Here is a 16,572-nt window from a genome sequence, read left to right on the forward strand (position 1 = left end):
TTTGACGTTGTATTGAGGCTCACAAAAGGGAAAAATCGCTACTTTACCGTGGCGATTTTTCTTTTTATACTCTTCTACTCCCTTGGTATACCTCGGATCAGAGACAACGGGAATGATTCTTTGGCTCTTATTTGAAATGGGTCAGCGACTGAGCCAGCATTTGTAAAAATGCCCCTTTTCCACGTTGTTGATGAGGCGATTTGGCAATCGACTGAGCCAGCTGGAGCACTTGTCGGGGAGCTCTGAATTGGTGGGTCAGTAAATACAGGGATAAGCTTTGGCTGAGTTGGCTTTTCCAAGTTAGCTCAGTCAGAGCTGCAGATTCCTTAGCCTGTAAAAAGATGTTGCTTAGTTCTGTGTTTTCTGCAAGCTCGCCGCTTTGTAACAGCTGCTCAATTTCTTTTAGTAAATCTTCTTGTATCATTCTCCTTCTATTTTACCATCTATTTTTATTTCCTGCTATTCCTTGCCCTTGCATTTGATAATTAGTATACTAGTTCTAGTATGGAAAGGAGAGGTAGATTATGAAACAAAGATTCCTTGTTTTAGTGCTAGCCAGTTTGGCTTTGGTTGCTTGTGGTCAGAAGCAGGAAGGGGAAACAAAGGCTTCGTCCAGTCAAAAGCAGGCGGTGTCTTCTAGCAAAAAGGCTGGTTCCTCTAAGCAGGCAACAAGTTCCGAGAAAGCTCGTTCAAGTGCAGAGCTGGTGGCGGAGTCCGCGGTTGCTTCCTCGCAAGTGGAGCCGGTCAGCCAAGAAATGGCAAGTTCTTCTTCAAGTCAGGCGGAAGCATCAGCTGTTCCAGAAGTGACTGGTGGAGCGGAAACATCGGTTATTGACGGGACTTGGTCCAGTCCCAAGGGTGGCTCCTTTACGGTGGCTGCGGGTACTTTGACCAAGGCGGAGTCCACTTTTACCGTGAAACAATTGGAGGAAAATGCTTTTACCCTTGAGGAGGTGATGGCGAGTCCGCCAGTTTACATCTATGTTCCAGCGGGGCAGGTTCTATCAACGGGGCCTAAGAATTATGAATCGGACGAGTCACGGGAGCGGATCTTTATCCTGCCCCAATATGACGCCCCGCAAGAGGCGATGGAACCTTATATTTACTATCGGAATTAGTTCAAGCGCTTTTGAGTTGATTTTTCGTCCAGAAGCAAAGTTCCTACTTGTCATTTTTTAAAAAATCCCTTATAATGTAAGAGTTGCTGTGCAACAAATACTCATTTTGAATGAATTGTGGGAGGGGTTGCCTTCGGGTCGTCCTGCAAGTTGAAATTCAAAAGAGGCAGAAAACATTTTAAAGGAGAAATACTCATGGCAGTAATTTCAATGAAACAACTTCTTGAGGCTGGTGTACACTTCGGTCACCAAACTCGTCGCTGGAATCCTAAGATGGCTAAGTACATCTTCACAGAGCGTAATGGAATCCACGTAATTGACTTGCAACAAACTGTTAAATTTGCAGATCAAGCATACGACTTCATGCGTGATGCAGCTGCAGAAGATGCAATCATTTTGTTTGTTGGTACTAAAAAGCAAGCTGCTGACGCTGTTAAAGAGGAAGCAGAACGTGCTGGTCAATACTACATCAACCACCGTTGGTTGGGTGGAACTCTTACAAACTGGGAAACTATCCAAAAACGTGTTGCTCGTTTGAAAGAAATCAAACGTATGGAAGAAGAAGGAATCTTCGACGTTCTTCCTAAAAAAGAAGTTGCACTTTTGAACAAACAACGTGCACGTCTTGAGAAATTCTTGGGTGGTATCGAAGATATGCCACGCATTCCTGACGTAATGTACGTCGTTGACCCACACAAAGAGCAAATCGCTGTGAAAGAAGCTAAAAAATTGGGAATCCCAGTTGTAGCGATGGTCGACACAAACACTGATCCAGATGATATCGATGTTATCATCCCTGCAAACGATGACGCTATCCGCGCTGTTAAATTGATCACTGCGAAAATGGCTGACGCTGTTATCGAAGGTCGTCAAGGTGAAGATAACGTTGCTTCTGTTGAAGCTGAAATGGCAGCAGCAGCTGGTCAAGCAGATTCAATCGAAGAAATCGTTGAAGTTGTTGAAGGATCAAACGAATAATCTTGTAACCCCAAAGGGCAGTGACCTCCGTCCTGTCCTTTTTTAAAAAATTTTGGAGGAAGCTCAAATGGCCAATATTACAGCCGCTCTTGTTAAAGAACTACGTGAAAAATCTGGTGCTGGTGTCATGGATGCCAAAAAAGCCTTGGTTGAAGTAGAAGGAGACATCGAAAAAGCGATTGAACTCCTTCGCGAAAAAGGTATGGCGAAAGCAGCTAAAAAAGCTGACCGTGTTGCTGCAGAAGGTTTGACAGGTGTTTACGTAAACGGAAACGTTGCTGCAGTTGTTGAAGTTAACGCAGAAACAGACTTCGTTGCGAAAAATGAACAATTTGTAAACTTGGTAAACGAAACTGCTAAAGTAATTGCAGAAGGTCAACCAGCAGATAACGAAGCAGCACTTGCTTTGGTAATGCCTTCAGGTGAAACTCTTGAAGCAGCATACGTAAACGCAACTGCAACTATCGGAGAAAAAATCTCTTTCCGTCGCTTCGCTTTGTTGGAAAAAACAGATGCTCAAGCATTTGGTGCTTACCAACATAACGGCGGCCGTATCGGTGTTATCTCTGTCATCGAAGGTGGCGACGAAGCATTGGCAAAACAAATCTCTATGCACATCGCTGCGATGAAACCAACTGTTCTTTCTTACAAAGAGTTGGATGAGCAATTCGTGAAAGATGAGTTGGCACAATTGAACCATGCAATCGAGCAAGATAACGAAAGCCGTGCAATGGTTAACAAACCAGCTCTTCCATTCTTGAAATATGGATCTAAATCACAATTGTCTGACGAAGTGATTGCTCAAGCAGAAGCAGATATCAAGGCAGAATTGGCTGCTGAAGGTAAACCAGAAAAAATCTGGGACAAAATTGTACCAGGTAAAATGGACCGCTTCATGCTTGACAATACTAAAGTTGACCAAGCTTACACACTTCTTGCACAAGTCTACATCATGGACGACAGCAAAACAGTTGAAGCTTACCTAGATTCTGTGAACGCATCTGTTGTTGCCTTCGCACGTTTCGAGGTTGGAGACGGAATCGAAAAAGCTTCAAACGACTTTGAATCAGAAGTTGCGGCAACAATGGCTGCGGCTCTTGGTCAAGACTAATATTCCATTACAAACTCTGTTTGGAGATATGGAAATGATAAGGTGGGGACTTGTTTCCCTGCCTTTTTCATTTGGCGCACACTTTTTGAAACCATTAGCGACTGTGGTGATGGACGGCAGCGACCTCTAATGAGTTCCCTGCCTGATTCGGGAACCCACTGGCTTTTCAACTTCTAGACTGGAGTTAATCAGGTCTGCACTCCCTGGCTTGCTTTTGAATTTCTGTGCTCGGGTTTCAAGGTCTACTAGACCTACCTCGCTTTTGAATTTTTAGGCTCGGGTTTCAAGGTCTACTAGACCTACCTCGCTTTTGAATTTTTGGGCTCGGGTTTCAAGGTTCCCCGAACCTTTTTAATCCTTTAATTCTGGTGAGAATTAGGATATAATAAAAGTCAAAGATAGTCAGATTTCATTTTTGGGTTTCTTTTACGAATAAGTACTTTGGGAGACCAAGTGACGAAGATGGAATGCTCAGTAAATTAGAAAGGACTTCCATGGTAGCAAGAAATACCTCCGATAATATTGAAGAACATATCAAGCAGCTCTTGGAGCAGATGGATATGGCGGTGCTCAAGCGGGGTGAGCTAGCGGAACTCTTTCAAGTGGTCCCTAGCCAGATTAACTATGTGATTAAGACCCGTTTTACAGAAAGTAAGGGCTACCTTGTCGAGAGTAAGCGTGGGGGTGGTGGCTATATCCGGATTGCGCGCATTTCTTACTCCAACCACCACCAGATGTTATTGGAGCTCCAGGAAAAGTTGGCTTCCCAATTAAGCGAGCAAGTTTATGAAGATCTTTTGTGGCTCCTCGTTGAAGAAGGGCTTTTGGCCAGACGTGAGGCAACTTGGCTGCTGGCTGTTGCCCTGGATAGTGTCCTTGGCCCAGACGGTCCTCATTTGCGGACTCAGATGATGCGCCAATTATTGAAAGAAATTGACAGAAGAGGATAAGAATGAAGTATTCAAACGCACTAATTGAGACTCTCGAAGTATCTCATGCCTTTGCCAATAATTACGGCCGAGACCACTTAGAGACCTGGCACCTATTGACCGGATTTTTAGTCAATCCCTATAGTATTGTCGGCTCCGTCTTTAAGGATTCGCCGATTAATTTAGATCTTTTGGAAGAAAAAGTCGAAGAGGTTATCGGTTATCCCTATCGGAAATCGAAGAACTTAAAGATCTTTCCTTTTTCCCCGCTGATGGAAAAAGTCTTCGAGCGGGGTGAGGCGTTGGCCCAGCACTTAGGTGAGGATGAGCTGGGGACGGAGCATATTTTTCTTGTCCTTTTAAAAGAAAGAGAATCCTTGGCAACCCAGCTCCTCTATGCATCTGGCTTTGATCCCGAGCATAAAGAGGAGTCCAAAAAATTACAGGAGTTGCGCAAGGATGTTGAGGAGCGGGCAGGCTGGTCCAAGGATGAGATCAAGGCCATTCGTCAGTTTTTCCGTGGTAGCCGGCCAAGTTCTCAGCAAATGGCCAACATGATGGGCATGCCCCCGAGTCAAAGTGGTGGTCTTGAAGATTATAGTCGTGACTTGACTGCTGCTGCCCATGCCGGCCTCTTGGAGCCTGTTGTTGGGCGGGAGGAAGAAATCGACCGGATGATCCACATCCTCAGCCGCAAGACCAAAAACAATCCCGTGCTGGTGGGGGATTCCGGGGTCGGTAAGACTGCCTTAGCCTTGGGATTAGCCCAGCGGATTGCCCAAGGTCAGGTTCCCGTAGCTCTTCAAGACATGCGGGTGATGGAGTTGGACTTGATGAATGTGATCGCCGGCACGCGCTTCCGTGGAGATTTTGAGGAGCGGATGAACAACATCATTGAGGATATTGAAAAAGAAGGCAATATCATCCTCTTCATTGATGAACTCCACACCATTATCGGCTCCGGTAGCGGGATTGATTCCACTCTGGATGCCGCCAATATTCTTAAACCAGCCTTGGCACGTGGTAGCTTGAGGACTGTTGGAGCGACCACCCAAGAGGAATACCAGAAGCATATTGAAAAAGACGCGGCCTTGGTTCGTCGCTTTGCCAAGGTGAGCATTGAAGAGCCCAAGGAAGCAGATACCCTGGCTATTTTACAGGGGCTCCGGCCGCGTTATGAGGAGCACCACCAGGTTTCCATCGAGGATGAAGCCTTGAAAACGGCTGTCCAAACCGCCAAGCGGTATTTGACCGCCAAACGTCTACCAGATTCTGCCATTGACCTCTTGGATGAAGCAGCCGCAACTGTCCAGAACCGCAGCTTGACTAGCTCAGAATACGACAGTAATGGTTTGACCGCGCTGGATCGGGCTTTGATGCAGGAGGAGTTTAGTAAGGCCCGTAAGTTGGTCAAAGAGGCTCAGAAGCCGGTGGTGTTCCAGTATCGGGTGACGGCTGAAGATGTTTTGGAAACCTTGAGTCGTTTGTCGGGGATTCCGGTGCAGAAGTTATCTCATTCGGAGTCTAAGAAATACTTAAACTTGGAGGCGGAGCTCCACAAGCGGGTGATTGGCCAGGATCAGGCTGTTTCAGCCATCAGTCGGGCGATTCGTCGCAATCGCTCAGGGCTACAGACGGGCAAGCGGCCGATTGGTTCTTTCCTCTTCTTGGGTCCAACTGGGGTCGGGAAAACCGAATTGGCCAAGGCCTTGGCAGAGTTGCTTTTGATGATGAAGAGGCTTTGATCCGCTTTGATATGAGTGAGTATATGGAGAAGTTTGCGGCCAGCCGTTTAAACGGAGCCCCTCCGGGCTATGTGGGCTATGAAGAAGGCGGAGAATTGACCGAGAAGGTCCGTAATCGTCCTTATTCGGTACTCCTCTTTGACGAGGTGGAGAAGGCCCATCCGGATATCTTCAACCTGCTCTTGCAGGTTCTTGACGATGGGGTTCTGACAGATAGTCGGGGGCGCAAGGTGGATTTCTCCAACACCTTGATTATCATGACTTCCAATTTGGGCGCCACTGCTCTCCGCGATGACAAGGTCGTCGGCTTTGGCGCAGGGGACCTGCGCTTTGATCCTAAAAATATGGAGCAACGGATGTTTGAGGAATTGAAAAAGACCTACCGTCCGGAGTTCTTGAATCGGATTGATGAAAAGGTTGTCTTCCATAGCCTAACGGCCGAGCAAATGCAGGAAATTGTCAAGGTGATGGTCAAACCGATGATTGCAGCCTTGAAGGCTAAGGATGTAACTTTGAAGTTCCAGCCGAGCGCTTTGAAACTCTTGGCGCAAAAGGGTTATGATCCGGAAAATGGGGCCCGGCCACTTCGTCGAACTCTACAAAGTTTAGTGGAAGATCCTCTATCAGAATACCTCTTGGCTGGGGACTTGCCACCGGGATCAATTTTGAAAATTGGAGTTAAGGGTGGCCAGTTGAAAATGAATATTCAAATTTAGGAAGGAATTAGGCGGATATGATTCGACCAGTAACGTTGGAGGAGGTTCAGCTACTCCAAGACCTGAGCTGCCTCACTTACCGGGATACCTTTCAGGGAACAACTTCTGAGGAAAATCTCCAGGAGCACTTGGATACAGCCTATGACTTGTCCCGTTTGAAGAAAGAATTAGGGGATCCTCAAGTCGCTTATTACTTCTACCAAGAAGGGGAGCAGATTCTCGGTTACCTGCGCCTCAACGAAGGCGAGGCCCAAACGGAGTCTATCCATGAAAATAGTTTGGAAATTGAGCGGATTTATATTCATCCAGATCATAAGGGCCGGGGGTTAGGGCAAGAGTTGATGGATTTTGCCCTAGATCAGGCCCGCAAATGGGGGAAAACCGCCATCTGGCTCGGAGTCTGGGAACACAACGTCCCAGCTCTGGGCTTTTATCAGAAAAATGGCTTTCGGCAGGTCGGTCACCACGACTTTGTGATGGGAGATGAGGTTCAAACAGATTTTCTCTATCTGAAAGAAGTCTAGCAGGTGCTAGTCCGAATTCAAGGCTCGCTGGTCTTGCTGAAGCTGAATCAGGATCTTCAGGTACTCCAAGAAACTATCCAGGACTTGAAAGAGGATTGCCTGTGAGCTGCCGAACTGGCTTGACAAAAAATACCCCCATTGCTGCCTTCCTTTTGTTCTGAAAGAAGTCTAGCAGGTGCTAGTCCGAATTCAAGGCTCGCTGGTCTTGCTGAAGCTGAATCAGGATCTTCAGGTACTCCAAGAAACTATCCAGGACTTGAAAGAGGATTGCCTGTGAGCTGCCGAACTGGCTTGACAAAAAATACCCCCATTGCTGCCTTCCTTTTGTTCTGAAAGAAGTCTAGCAGGTGCTAGTCCGAATTCAAGGCTCGCTGGTCTTGCTGAAGCTGAATCAGGATCTTCAGGTATTCCAAGAAACTATCCAGGACTTGAAAGAGGATTACCTGTGAGCTGTCGAACTGACTTGATAAAAAATACCCCCATTGCTGCCTTCCTTTTGTGAGGATTGCTGTCGATGGGGGTGTTTGTTTATGAAAGAATTAGCTCTTAACCTCCTGCAATTGGAGGAGGTCTTCGATTTCCGCGAGGCTTTCGGCACGGGCGATGGCACCACGGAGTTTGGCTGCACCGGAGCTACCACGGAGGTAGTGGGGAGCGAGGCCGCGGAACTCACGGATGGCAACGTACTCACCCTTGAGGTTGATGAGGCGGCGTAGGTGCTCGTAGGCAATACGCATCTTGTCTTCAAAGCTCAAGTCAGGGAGGAGCTCACCGGTTTCGAGGTAGTGGTTGATTTGGTTGAAGATATAAGGATTTCCCATTGCAGCGCGGCCGACCATGACGGCATCAGCACCGACAACCTCCAAGCGATGCTTAGCCTCTTCGGCGGTTCGGATGTCTCCGTTAGCAATGAAGGGGATTTTGGTTAGGGCTTGGGCCACTGTTTGGAGGGTCTCCAGGTCAGCGACACCAGTGTACATTTGTTCCCGGGTCCGGCCGTGCATGGCTAGGGCATCCACCCCGGCACTTTCAGCTGCGAGGGCATTTTCAACAGCCAAGCTTGGATCTGCCCAACCGGTCCGCATTTTGACGGTGAGGGGAATATCCAAGTGAGACTTGACGGTTTTGAGGATGTGGTAGATTTTATCGGGATCCTTGAGCCACTTAGCTCCCGCCTCGTTTTTCACAACCTTGTTGACCGGGCAGCCCATGTTGATGTCCACGATATCGGTGCGGGTATTTTCCTGAATAAATTCCGCAGCTCGAGACAGACTATCCGCGTCACTCCCGAAAAGCTGAATGGAGACAGGATTTTCTCCCTCGTCGATATGCAACATGTGGAGCGTTTTTTCGTTATTGTATTGGATCCCTTTATCAGAGACCATCTCCATCACCACCAGACCAGCGCCAAGCTCCTTGGCAATTGTCCGGAAGGCAGAGTTGGTGACCCCAGCCATTGGGGCTAGGATCGTCCGGTTGGGAATCTCGACACTTCCAATTTTGAACGGAGTATTAAGATTTTTCATTGATGAGTTCCTCTAAATCATGATCGGTAAATCGGTATTCTTTTTGGCAAAATTGACAGACAATCTCAGCTCCCTTGTCTTGGTCGGCCATCTCTTGCAAGTCCTGATTGGGCAGGCTAGCCAAGGCGTTGAGGAACCGTTCGCGGCTACAGTCGCAATGAAAAGCGATTGGCTCTTCGCTCAGGCGGCTATAGGCATCGTCCCCATAAATAGCTGTCAGCAAGGCCTCAATGTGGTCTTCCGACTGCAACAAGCTGGAAATGGCTGGCATCTCCTGAATCCGTTTCTCAAAACGGGCAATGTCCGCCTCCTTGGCACCGGGAAGCACTTGCAGCATGAAACCACCAGCCACTTTGACACGGTCATGTTCATCCAACAGGACATTGAGCCCAACCGCAGACGGTGTCTGCTCACTCTCAGTCAAGTAGTAGGCAAAGTCCTCGCCGATTTCCCCGCTGATCAGTGGAGTGGTAGATGTGTAGGGATTGCCCATCCCGTAGTCTGTAATAACGATAAAGAAGCCATTTCCCATAAACGGTCCAACCAGAACTTCACCGGTGGCCGTTTTTTTGATGTCTACCCCAGCATTCTGGATGTAACCCTTGACTTGACCCTGGGTGTTGGCAACAGAAATGATGTGACCAAAGGAGGAATCACCAATCACCTTGAGGGTGATCTTGCTGTCGCCCTTTTGATTGGCTGCCAGCATCAGATTGGCAATCAGCGTCCGTCCCAGCGCAACAGTTGAAGAAGCCAAAGTCTGGTGAGCCTCCTGCGCTGCCCGTACGGTTTCGGTCGCATCCACGACATAGGCCCGAAAGGCCCCATTTTTTGCGATTGTTTTGATTAAAGTATCCATGTTTTCCATTATAACAAAAAACTGAGAGAGAGACAGTGGGATGGTTTGTCTGTCTCTTTCTCAGTAGCTTTTAATGGAACGACGCCCAGATTAGTAAGAAGAAGAGGGCGTAGAAGACGAAGTAGAGCCATTTGAGGCGAACGATGATGGCGACGAGTTCGCGAAGGAAGGCACTGGGGATGTAGTAGCTGGCGGTGTTGCAGCCGAGGCCGTCGCCTTTCATGCCGATTTGTTGGGCGTAGATGCTGGTGCGAAAGACATGGTAGTCATTGGTGACAAAGAGGAAGCGGGGGTCTGTGACCAGGCTTTCTCCCAGTTGTTTGGAATAGAGCAGGTTTTGGTAGGTGTTAACCGAGCGGTCTTCCAGCAGGACAGCAGTTTCCGGGATGTCGGTGGTTTCCAGGATGTAGTTTTGAATAGCCTGGGCTTCGCTGATTTTTTCATCGGATCCTTGGCCGCCGCTGGCGATGAGCTGGATGGCTGGATTGGTGGACTTGCGGAAGGCTTCGATGGCCTTATCTACCCGCTTCCGGAGCAGGGGTGTCACCTTTTCGCCGCCCAGGAGGCCGGCTCCATGGATAATGATAAAGTCATAATTTTTCTTTTTGGGCAAATGTAAATAAAGCCAGGAATAAATTAAAAATCCGGTAAAGGTGATGCCAAAAAGGACATAGGTATAAATGGCGATGTAGTAAGGGATGTCCAAGAGGCGGTACTGGAGAAAAAATTCATAGTAGGTGAGCCGGACAAGGAGCAGGGCATAGAAGAGGACAATGGCTACCCCCAAGAAGAGGGAAAAATAATTGGCCTTGGATCGGCCTTCCTTGCGGAGCAAAATGAAGCCGTTGTAAATGAGGAAGAAGCCGCCGATTAAGACCAGTAGGGGGAGGACAATGAGCAGGATGCCGGAGAAGATATTGTTGAGTAGTTCCAGGCCTAGCTGATAGCTGAGTTGGGCTAGGTAGAGATAGCCGAAAATGAGAAAAATCATCATAACGATGGGATTGAGCAAACTGCGATTGTCTCGGAAAAAGGACCAGACCAGGAGAAAACCCCAACAAAGTGGATTTGGGATGGCAAAAATGGTCAGGAAGAAAAAAGGCAACATGTGCCAGACCGAGATTTGCGGCTGTTCGGGCCGCCAAACAAACCACAAGAGCAGGAGCGAGTAGGCCAGTCCCAAAGGCCAGGTCGGAAAAAAGACCTGGACCAGACCTGTCAGGCCTAGGAGGAGGGAGTTAAATTTAGCAGCTGGCCGGGTGTAGTGGAGCCAGGCAAAGAGACCGGCTGAGATCCAGCCGAGGATTAGAAAATGAAGGTGATTCATAGTGGTTCCTTTTAAACTAGTTTTCGTTTTAAATTATACCATGAAAAAGAAAGCAGATTTCAGAATCTTGAAAGGAGCAGGTTGGGTCATGAACAAACCAAAAGACTGGGATAAGAGTTTTGAATTTCGGATAATTGTGAACGAAAAGACAGCAGCCGGATCTTGCTAGCTGCTGTCTGTTATAGGATTTTACAACTCATCCAAGGCTTGGATAGCCGTTCCGTAGTCGGGTTCTGAGTGGACGTCTTCGAGGTATTCCACGTAGCGAACGGTGTTGGTTTCATCAAGGATGAGCACGGAACGGGAGAGGATGTGCCATTCTTCCATGAGGAGACCGTAGGCTTTTCCGAAGCTATTGTCAAAGTAGTCGGAGAGCATGATTGCCTTGTCTAGGCCTTCAACACCACACCAGCGCGCTTGGGCAAAGGGGGTGTCGATGGAGATGGTCATGATGACGGTGTCTTCACGGCCAGCGAGGTTGGCATTGAATTGGCGTGTTTGGGTTGAGCAGACACCGGTGTCAATGGATGGCACGATGCTGAGGACTTTTTTCTTCCCAGGAAAATCACTGAGGCTGACTTTTTCTAGATCCTTGTTGAGGAGGGTGAAGTCAGGGGCCAAATCTCCGATTTGGAGACGGTTACCGATAAGATGGACTTCTTGTCCGAGAAATTGTGGCATAAGAAACTCCTTTCATTTCTTTCATTCTATCCTAAATGTGGTAAAAATGCTTAATAGGTGTTTTGGAAAAAGGAAAAGGGTGAACAGGCTAAAAGTTGGGGGTGAAATCGGGGGAATCGGAAATATCCCCTTTTATCAAGTTTTTTTATGGTATGATAGTAGGAAAAGAATGGAGGTTCGTTATGGTACGTCTACAGGATGATTTTTATGATGCAATCAATGGGGAGTGGGCGGCTACGGCTGTGATCCCTGAGGACAAGGCGCGGACAGGTTCTTTTGTGGATCTGGCCGATGGGATTGAGGACTTGTTCTTGAAGCAAACGGATCAATGGTTGGCAGGCGATGATCTACCAGTAGATGCGGTGTTGCAAGAGTTTGTGGCCTTCCATCGCTTGGCCGCGGATTATGACCAACGGGATGCGGATGGGGTCGCTCCTGTCTTGCCGCTGCTAGAAACTTACAAGAATTTGACTTCTTATGAAGATTACTGCCAGCGCGTGGCGGAGTTTGAGCTGGCGGGGACTCCTAATTTCTTCCCCTTCGGTGTGGCTCCTGACTTTATGAATGCTCGGATCAATGTTTTGTGGGCGGACGCTCCGGGAACCATCCTACCGGATACCTCTTATTATGCGGATGACCATCCGCAAAAGGAAGAGTTGTTAGCTCTTTGGCGTTCTTCGATGGAAGACTTATTGGCTAAATTTCCTTTTAGCGAGGAAGAAGTGGCGGACTTGTTAGACAAGCGGTTGGAATTGGACCGTCGTATTGCCAGTGTTGTCCTGTCCCAGGAAGAGTCTTCAGAGTATGCAAAACTGTACCATCCCTACCAGTGGGAGGACTTTAAAAAGCTAGTTCCAGGGCTTCCTCTGGGAGCAATCTTCCAAGACATTCTAGGACAGGAGCCGGATCAGGTGATCGTACCGGAAGAGCGTTTCTGGCAAGCTTCTGAGCTCTTCTACTCAGAGGAAGCTTGGCCTTACTTGAAGGCAACCTTGATTTTGGGGGTGATTGGTCAAGCGGATGCTTACTTGGCAGATGAAATCCGGGTGCTTTCAGGAGCCTATAGTCGGGCCTTGTCTGGAACGCCGCTACCAATGAATGCCAAGAAGGCGGCCTATTACCTGGCGCAAGGGCCTTTTAGTCAGGCTCTGGGCCTCTGGTATGCGGAGCACTATTTCTCTCCAGAAGCCAAGGCCGATGTTGAAGCTAAGATTGAGCGGATGATTGCGGTTTATAAGAACCGGCTGGAAAGCAATGACTGGTTGAGTCCCGAAACCCGCGACAAGGCCATTGTCAAACTTAACAGCATTCGCCCTTACATCGGTTATCCCGAAGAGCTCCCAGCCCGCTATTACCAGAAGAAGGTGGATCCAGCTCTTTCCCTCTTTGAAAATGCCCAGGCCCTTGGTCGCCTAGAAATTGCCCACGCTTGGTCCAAGTGGAACCAGGAAGTGGATGACAAGGAGTGGGGGATGCCAGCCCACATGGTTAACGCCTACTACAATCCACAGAAAAACCTGATTGTTTTCCCGGCGGCCATCCTTCAAGCACCTTTCTACAGCCTTGAAGCTAGCTCTTCCGCTAACTATGGCGGCATCGGAGCCGTGATTGCTCATGAAATTTCCCATGCCTTCGATACCAATGGAGCCTCTTTCGATGAAAACGGCAGCCTCAACAATTGGTGGACCCAAGCCGATTATGATTCCTTCCAAGAAAAAACACAAAAAGTGGTCGACCTCTTTGAAGGCCAGGATTCCTATGGCGCAAAAGTGAATGGTAAGTTAACCGTGTCGGAAAACGTCGCGGATCTAGGCGGACTCTCAGCAGCCCTCGAAGCAGCCAAACAGGACCCCGACTACTCTGCTACAGCCTTCTTTGAAAACCACGCCCTCATCTGGCGTATGAAAGGCCGCGAGGAATTCATGCAAATGATGGCCGCCGTAGACGTCCACGCACCCGCCAAACTCCGGGTCAACCTCCAGCTACCAAACTTTGAAGACTTCCACCAAACCTTCCAAGTCACAGAAGCAGACGGCATGTGGCGCCAACCCGAAGACCGGATTGAGATTTGGTAAACAGTGAACTGACTACAGGCTGATTGAATGAAGGCGAAAAGCCATGAAAAATGCCAAAGACAGTAGCCTCCGTAGGTTACAGAGTGCCTTTCTCGCCATCGTGTCACTGGGCATACTAGCGCTTGTCTTGGGGCAAGCAAAACCACTGGCCTCGACTATCTTGGTAGCGATGATTATTCTCGTGGCAGCTACAAACCTTATCCAGCTGCGAAAGCTAGCCAACGAGGCAGATCAATCGTGATAAATTAGTAGTATTAGAACTGCGGAATTAGTCGTAGCTAGACCCTGCTCCTCAAGAAGAGGGGCAGGGTTTTTGTGGTGGCTAAGACAGCTTGAAATGCAGTTTTTAGGTGCTTTTAGCACTTTTTTTTGTTACAATAGTCTAAAGTTAGCGAACAAAGGAGGTTTTTATAATGGCTACAAAAACATTTACCAGTGACTTTAGTTTTACTGCTGCATCAGCGGATAGTCTTCTAAAAGCACTCCGCAGAGATGTAACGCCTAAAACAGTGGATGTCTCGGATGTTACCTACGTTAGTGATCCTCAAGAAATAAAAGCATTTTTTGGAGTAAAATGATGGAGCTACATACTTTTTCACTGTCAGACCTAATAAAAACTCTGGGACTTAAGACTGTTGGAATGATTATTGAGTCTTTTAAAAGCATTGATACAGGGACTTCTACAGTTCATGATGTGGAAGTCTTTTTGTATGCTAGGGCGATTGAGTTTGAAAAATCAAGTATTTCATCTACTTATCTTGTTTTTGATACACAGACAAGGGATCTTGTTGGTTTTTTCTCTCTTGCTAATAAGCCTCTTATCTTCTCTAAAAAAGATTTTCAGTCTCTTAGCAAAAACAAACAAAGAGACTTTCAGCGTCATGGTCGAAGATTGGAAAGTGGCGGTTATCAAGTCAATAGCTATCTTATTGGTCAGATTGGGAAAAATTATAATCTTCAAACCAATATTGTATCAGGTCAAAAAATACTGACACTTGCTTATGATAAAGTAAAGGAAGCAGCTCGTATTATTAATACAAGGTATATGTGGTTGGAATGTGATAATAATTCCAAATTATTGCAGTTTTATCGTAAATTTGGTTTTACTTTGATTGAAAACTTTGAATCGGAAAGTGGTCTGAAAGTTTTTGTAATGAAAATTCAGAAAGAACAGTTGTGAACCACTCTTAAAAACTTGAATATAGAATTATATCCTGATTCATTTTTTAGCTTACTCACCTCTTCCTTTCCAATATCAGATTGAAAGGGATATGTGCTCAGAGGTATTCATACCTTGAGTGGTGCCAAAGCTCCATATACAACACTAAAATAAGAAAAAAGACTAGCCAAATCCATTGGGGCACAAGGGGTTAGCTGGTCTTTGTCTATTTTTAGGTGATAAAGTCGAGAATGTCATCAGGAATAAACCTTATTTATTAGAGTTGTTTTTTAAACATTAGTCCCCAGTTCATCTTCCTCTTATTTTTAGTATCTGCGTGTTATAATGGTGCTATAAAGAGGTGGATGCTATGAGTGTGAAAGAAATCATTGGAAAGACAATCAGGGAAGAAAGAGAGAAAAAAGGTTTTTCTCGGGAGAGCCTGTGTGGAGGTGAGGAGGAGTTGACGGTTCGCCAGTTGGCTCGGATTGAATTAGGTCAATCACTACCTTCGCTTATTAAATTAGAGTATATTGCTCAGGTGTTAGACATCGATTTAGCAACTCTTTTGGCAGGAGAAAGTATCAGTATTCCAGATGAATATTTCACTATGAAATATCAACTGTTTAAGTTTCCAACTTATGGAGATGAGGAACGCTTGGCCAAGAAAATCCAGATGGTTGAAGATATTTATGAGAAATACTTTGATTATTTGCCGGAAGAAGAACTTTATATGTTGGAGTTGGTTGATAATACATTGGATTACCGATCGACAGGAAAGACAGCAGCAGCAGAAGATGTTTTTGAAGATTTTTTTAAACAACTCTTTTTGAAAAAATACTATACTGTAAATGATTTATTGTTGATTTCCTATTATGCTCTTCAGTGTCAAGATAAGGATTATGATAGAAGCCTCTTAAAGTCGTTAGAGATAAAGGTTTTAGAACAGGAAATTTCAGGAGATGAGTACTATAATGCTGAAATATTGGGGGTATTAACAGCGATAGCAGGAGTATATCTGGATCATGCGGAGTATTCTCATATAAAAAGGTTATCAGATAGAATGCATGTTATTATTGCGGAGACTCAGCAACACAGTGTTAAACCGGTCGGCTTAGTCTATGACGCTAAGTATTATCTGTATGCGGAGCATGATGTAGAAAAAGCTAAGAAATGTTATGATTTAGCGCTTTTATTAGCTCAAAATTTTGGGGATCCTGTTCTAGTGTCTAATATCCGAATGGAGAGAGAAATCGATTCTATTTAAGGGCACCTCTAAAAACTAAATTTCTGAAAATCTAAATGTTGATTTATCAAGGTTTGAGTGATTCAATTTGAAGAAAAACTGGGGTTTTTAGAGGTTCCCTTAAATTAAATAAGACCATGACATTTATGTCATGGTCTTATTTTTGTCCATTCTTTATAATGAACTCATAAAAGTTGAAAACGCTTTAATTAGAAGTTGATCTTTTATTTTGAATAGTGATCTGGTTATCAAATATAGTATCAGCATTAGAAAAAATTAAAGAGGTGGAGAATATGGGATGGTTAAGACTTTTATTATTAAGGGCACCTCTAATACTTAACAAAAATCAAAATCTGAATTATAATAGATAGTATGAAATTCACACAAGATCAAATTAGAGGGCACCTCTAAAAACTAAATTTCTGAAAATCTAAATGTTGATTTATCAAGGTTTGAGTGATTAAATTTGAAGAAAAACTGGGGTTTTTAGAGGTCCCCTAGAGAATTAAAATCAGCTCTTAAAAATAAACAATATTCTGCCTATCATAAGCGTATCCAAGCAGTCTATTTGCGTTCCC

At 46.0% G+C, this 16,572-nt stretch carries 15 protein-coding genes and 1 pseudogene; 11 read left to right on the plus strand and 5 right to left on the minus strand.

The genetic code is table 11. The annotated features are described in order from the left end of the window. Nucleotides 1-127 precede the first annotated feature (127 nt). Nucleotides 128-424 (minus strand): bacteriocin immunity protein, encoded by a 297-nt coding sequence (locus E5983_RS04830; protein ID WP_160332781.1) that lies wholly within the window; start codon nucleotides 422-424, stop codon nucleotides 128-130. A gap of 100 nt (nucleotides 425-524) precedes the next feature. Here E5983_RS04830 and E5983_RS04835 point away from each other — a divergent pair, with 100 nt between their 5' ends. From E5983_RS04835 to E5983_RS04860, 6 genes and pseudogenes are all read left to right on the plus strand, one after another. Continuing rightward, nucleotides 525-1,118: a hypothetical protein gene (locus tag E5983_RS04835; protein ID WP_160332782.1), complete on the plus strand. Its 594-nt coding sequence runs from the start codon at nucleotides 525-527 to the stop codon at nucleotides 1,116-1,118. A gap of 195 nt (nucleotides 1,119-1,313) precedes the next feature. After that, the gene (rpsB, locus tag E5983_RS04840) at nucleotides 1,314-2,096 is read left to right on the plus strand and encodes a 30S ribosomal protein S2 (RefSeq protein ID WP_160332783.1); all 783 of its coding nucleotides are present in this window, start codon (nucleotides 1,314-1,316) and stop codon (nucleotides 2,094-2,096) included. A 67-nt stretch (nucleotides 2,097-2,163) separates the two neighbouring features. Continuing rightward, a complete protein-coding gene (gene tsf, locus E5983_RS04845; RefSeq protein WP_160332784.1) occupies nucleotides 2,164-3,207 on the plus strand; it encodes a translation elongation factor Ts in 1,044 nt (347 codons plus the stop codon). 494 nt (nucleotides 3,208-3,701) lie between these two features. After that, the gene (locus E5983_RS04850; RefSeq protein ID WP_160332793.1) at nucleotides 3,702-4,157 is read left to right on the plus strand and encodes a CtsR family transcriptional regulator; all 456 of its coding nucleotides are present in this window, start codon (nucleotides 3,702-3,704) and stop codon (nucleotides 4,155-4,157) included. Between the two features lie 2 nt (nucleotides 4,158-4,159). Further along, nucleotides 4,160-6,597: pseudogene (locus tag E5983_RS04855) on the plus strand (ATP-dependent Clp protease ATP-binding subunit). 17 nt (nucleotides 6,598-6,614) lie between these two features. Further along, nucleotides 6,615-7,121 (plus strand): GNAT family N-acetyltransferase, encoded by a 507-nt coding sequence (locus E5983_RS04860; RefSeq protein ID WP_160332785.1) that lies wholly within the window; start codon nucleotides 6,615-6,617, stop codon nucleotides 7,119-7,121. Nucleotides 7,122-7,660: 539 nt separating this feature from the next. Here E5983_RS04860 and dusB read toward each other — a convergent pair. The 4 genes from dusB to tpx all read right to left on the minus strand — a co-directional run bounded on the left by dusB (nucleotide 7,661) and on the right by tpx (nucleotide 11,514). Beyond that, nucleotides 7,661-8,647, minus strand: coding sequence for a tRNA dihydrouridine synthase DusB (dusB, locus tag E5983_RS04865; protein WP_160332786.1), 987 nt, complete (start codon nucleotides 8,645-8,647; stop codon nucleotides 7,661-7,663). Then, complete coding sequence (gene hslO / locus E5983_RS04870; protein WP_160332787.1) at nucleotides 8,634-9,506, minus strand: Hsp33 family molecular chaperone HslO; 873 nt, start codon at nucleotides 9,504-9,506, stop codon at nucleotides 8,634-8,636. The genes dusB and hslO overlap by 14 nt, the downstream gene beginning before the upstream one ends. A gap of 70 nt (nucleotides 9,507-9,576) precedes the next feature. Then, nucleotides 9,577-10,833 (minus strand): YdcF family protein, encoded by a 1,257-nt coding sequence (locus tag E5983_RS04875; protein ID WP_331251091.1) that lies wholly within the window; start codon nucleotides 10,831-10,833, stop codon nucleotides 9,577-9,579. Between the two features lie 189 nt (nucleotides 10,834-11,022). Further along, nucleotides 11,023-11,514, minus strand: a complete 492-nt coding sequence (gene tpx, locus E5983_RS04880; protein WP_160332788.1) for a thiol peroxidase — start codon at nucleotides 11,512-11,514, stop codon at nucleotides 11,023-11,025. Nucleotides 11,515-11,696: 182 nt separating this feature from the next. On the opposite strand from tpx, the gene E5983_RS04885 reads away from it, so the two are divergent. From E5983_RS04885 to E5983_RS04900, 5 genes are all read left to right on the plus strand, one after another. Then, nucleotides 11,697-13,589, plus strand: coding sequence for a M13-type metalloendopeptidase (locus E5983_RS04885; RefSeq protein ID WP_160332789.1), 1,893 nt, complete (start codon nucleotides 11,697-11,699; stop codon nucleotides 13,587-13,589). A 43-nt stretch (nucleotides 13,590-13,632) separates the two neighbouring features. Continuing rightward, complete coding sequence (locus E5983_RS04890) at nucleotides 13,633-13,830, plus strand: hypothetical protein (protein WP_160332790.1); 198 nt, start codon at nucleotides 13,633-13,635, stop codon at nucleotides 13,828-13,830. A 172-nt stretch (nucleotides 13,831-14,002) separates the two neighbouring features. Further along, the gene (locus tag E5983_RS09720) at nucleotides 14,003-14,167 is read left to right on the plus strand and encodes a hypothetical protein (protein ID WP_202056455.1); all 165 of its coding nucleotides are present in this window, start codon (nucleotides 14,003-14,005) and stop codon (nucleotides 14,165-14,167) included. Next, nucleotides 14,167-14,769, plus strand: coding sequence for an N-acetyltransferase (locus tag E5983_RS04895; RefSeq protein WP_160332791.1), 603 nt, complete (start codon nucleotides 14,167-14,169; stop codon nucleotides 14,767-14,769). The genes E5983_RS09720 and E5983_RS04895 overlap by 1 nt, the downstream gene beginning before the upstream one ends. A 349-nt stretch (nucleotides 14,770-15,118) precedes the next feature. Continuing rightward, entirely contained in the window at nucleotides 15,119-16,015 is an 897-nt protein-coding gene (locus E5983_RS04900) for a helix-turn-helix domain-containing protein (RefSeq protein WP_160332792.1), read from the plus strand. Nucleotides 16,016-16,572: the final 557 nt, after the last annotated feature.

The organism is Streptococcus danieliae (assembly GCF_009767945.1).
GTDB lineage: Bacteria > Bacillota > Bacilli > Lactobacillales > Streptococcaceae > Streptococcus > Streptococcus danieliae.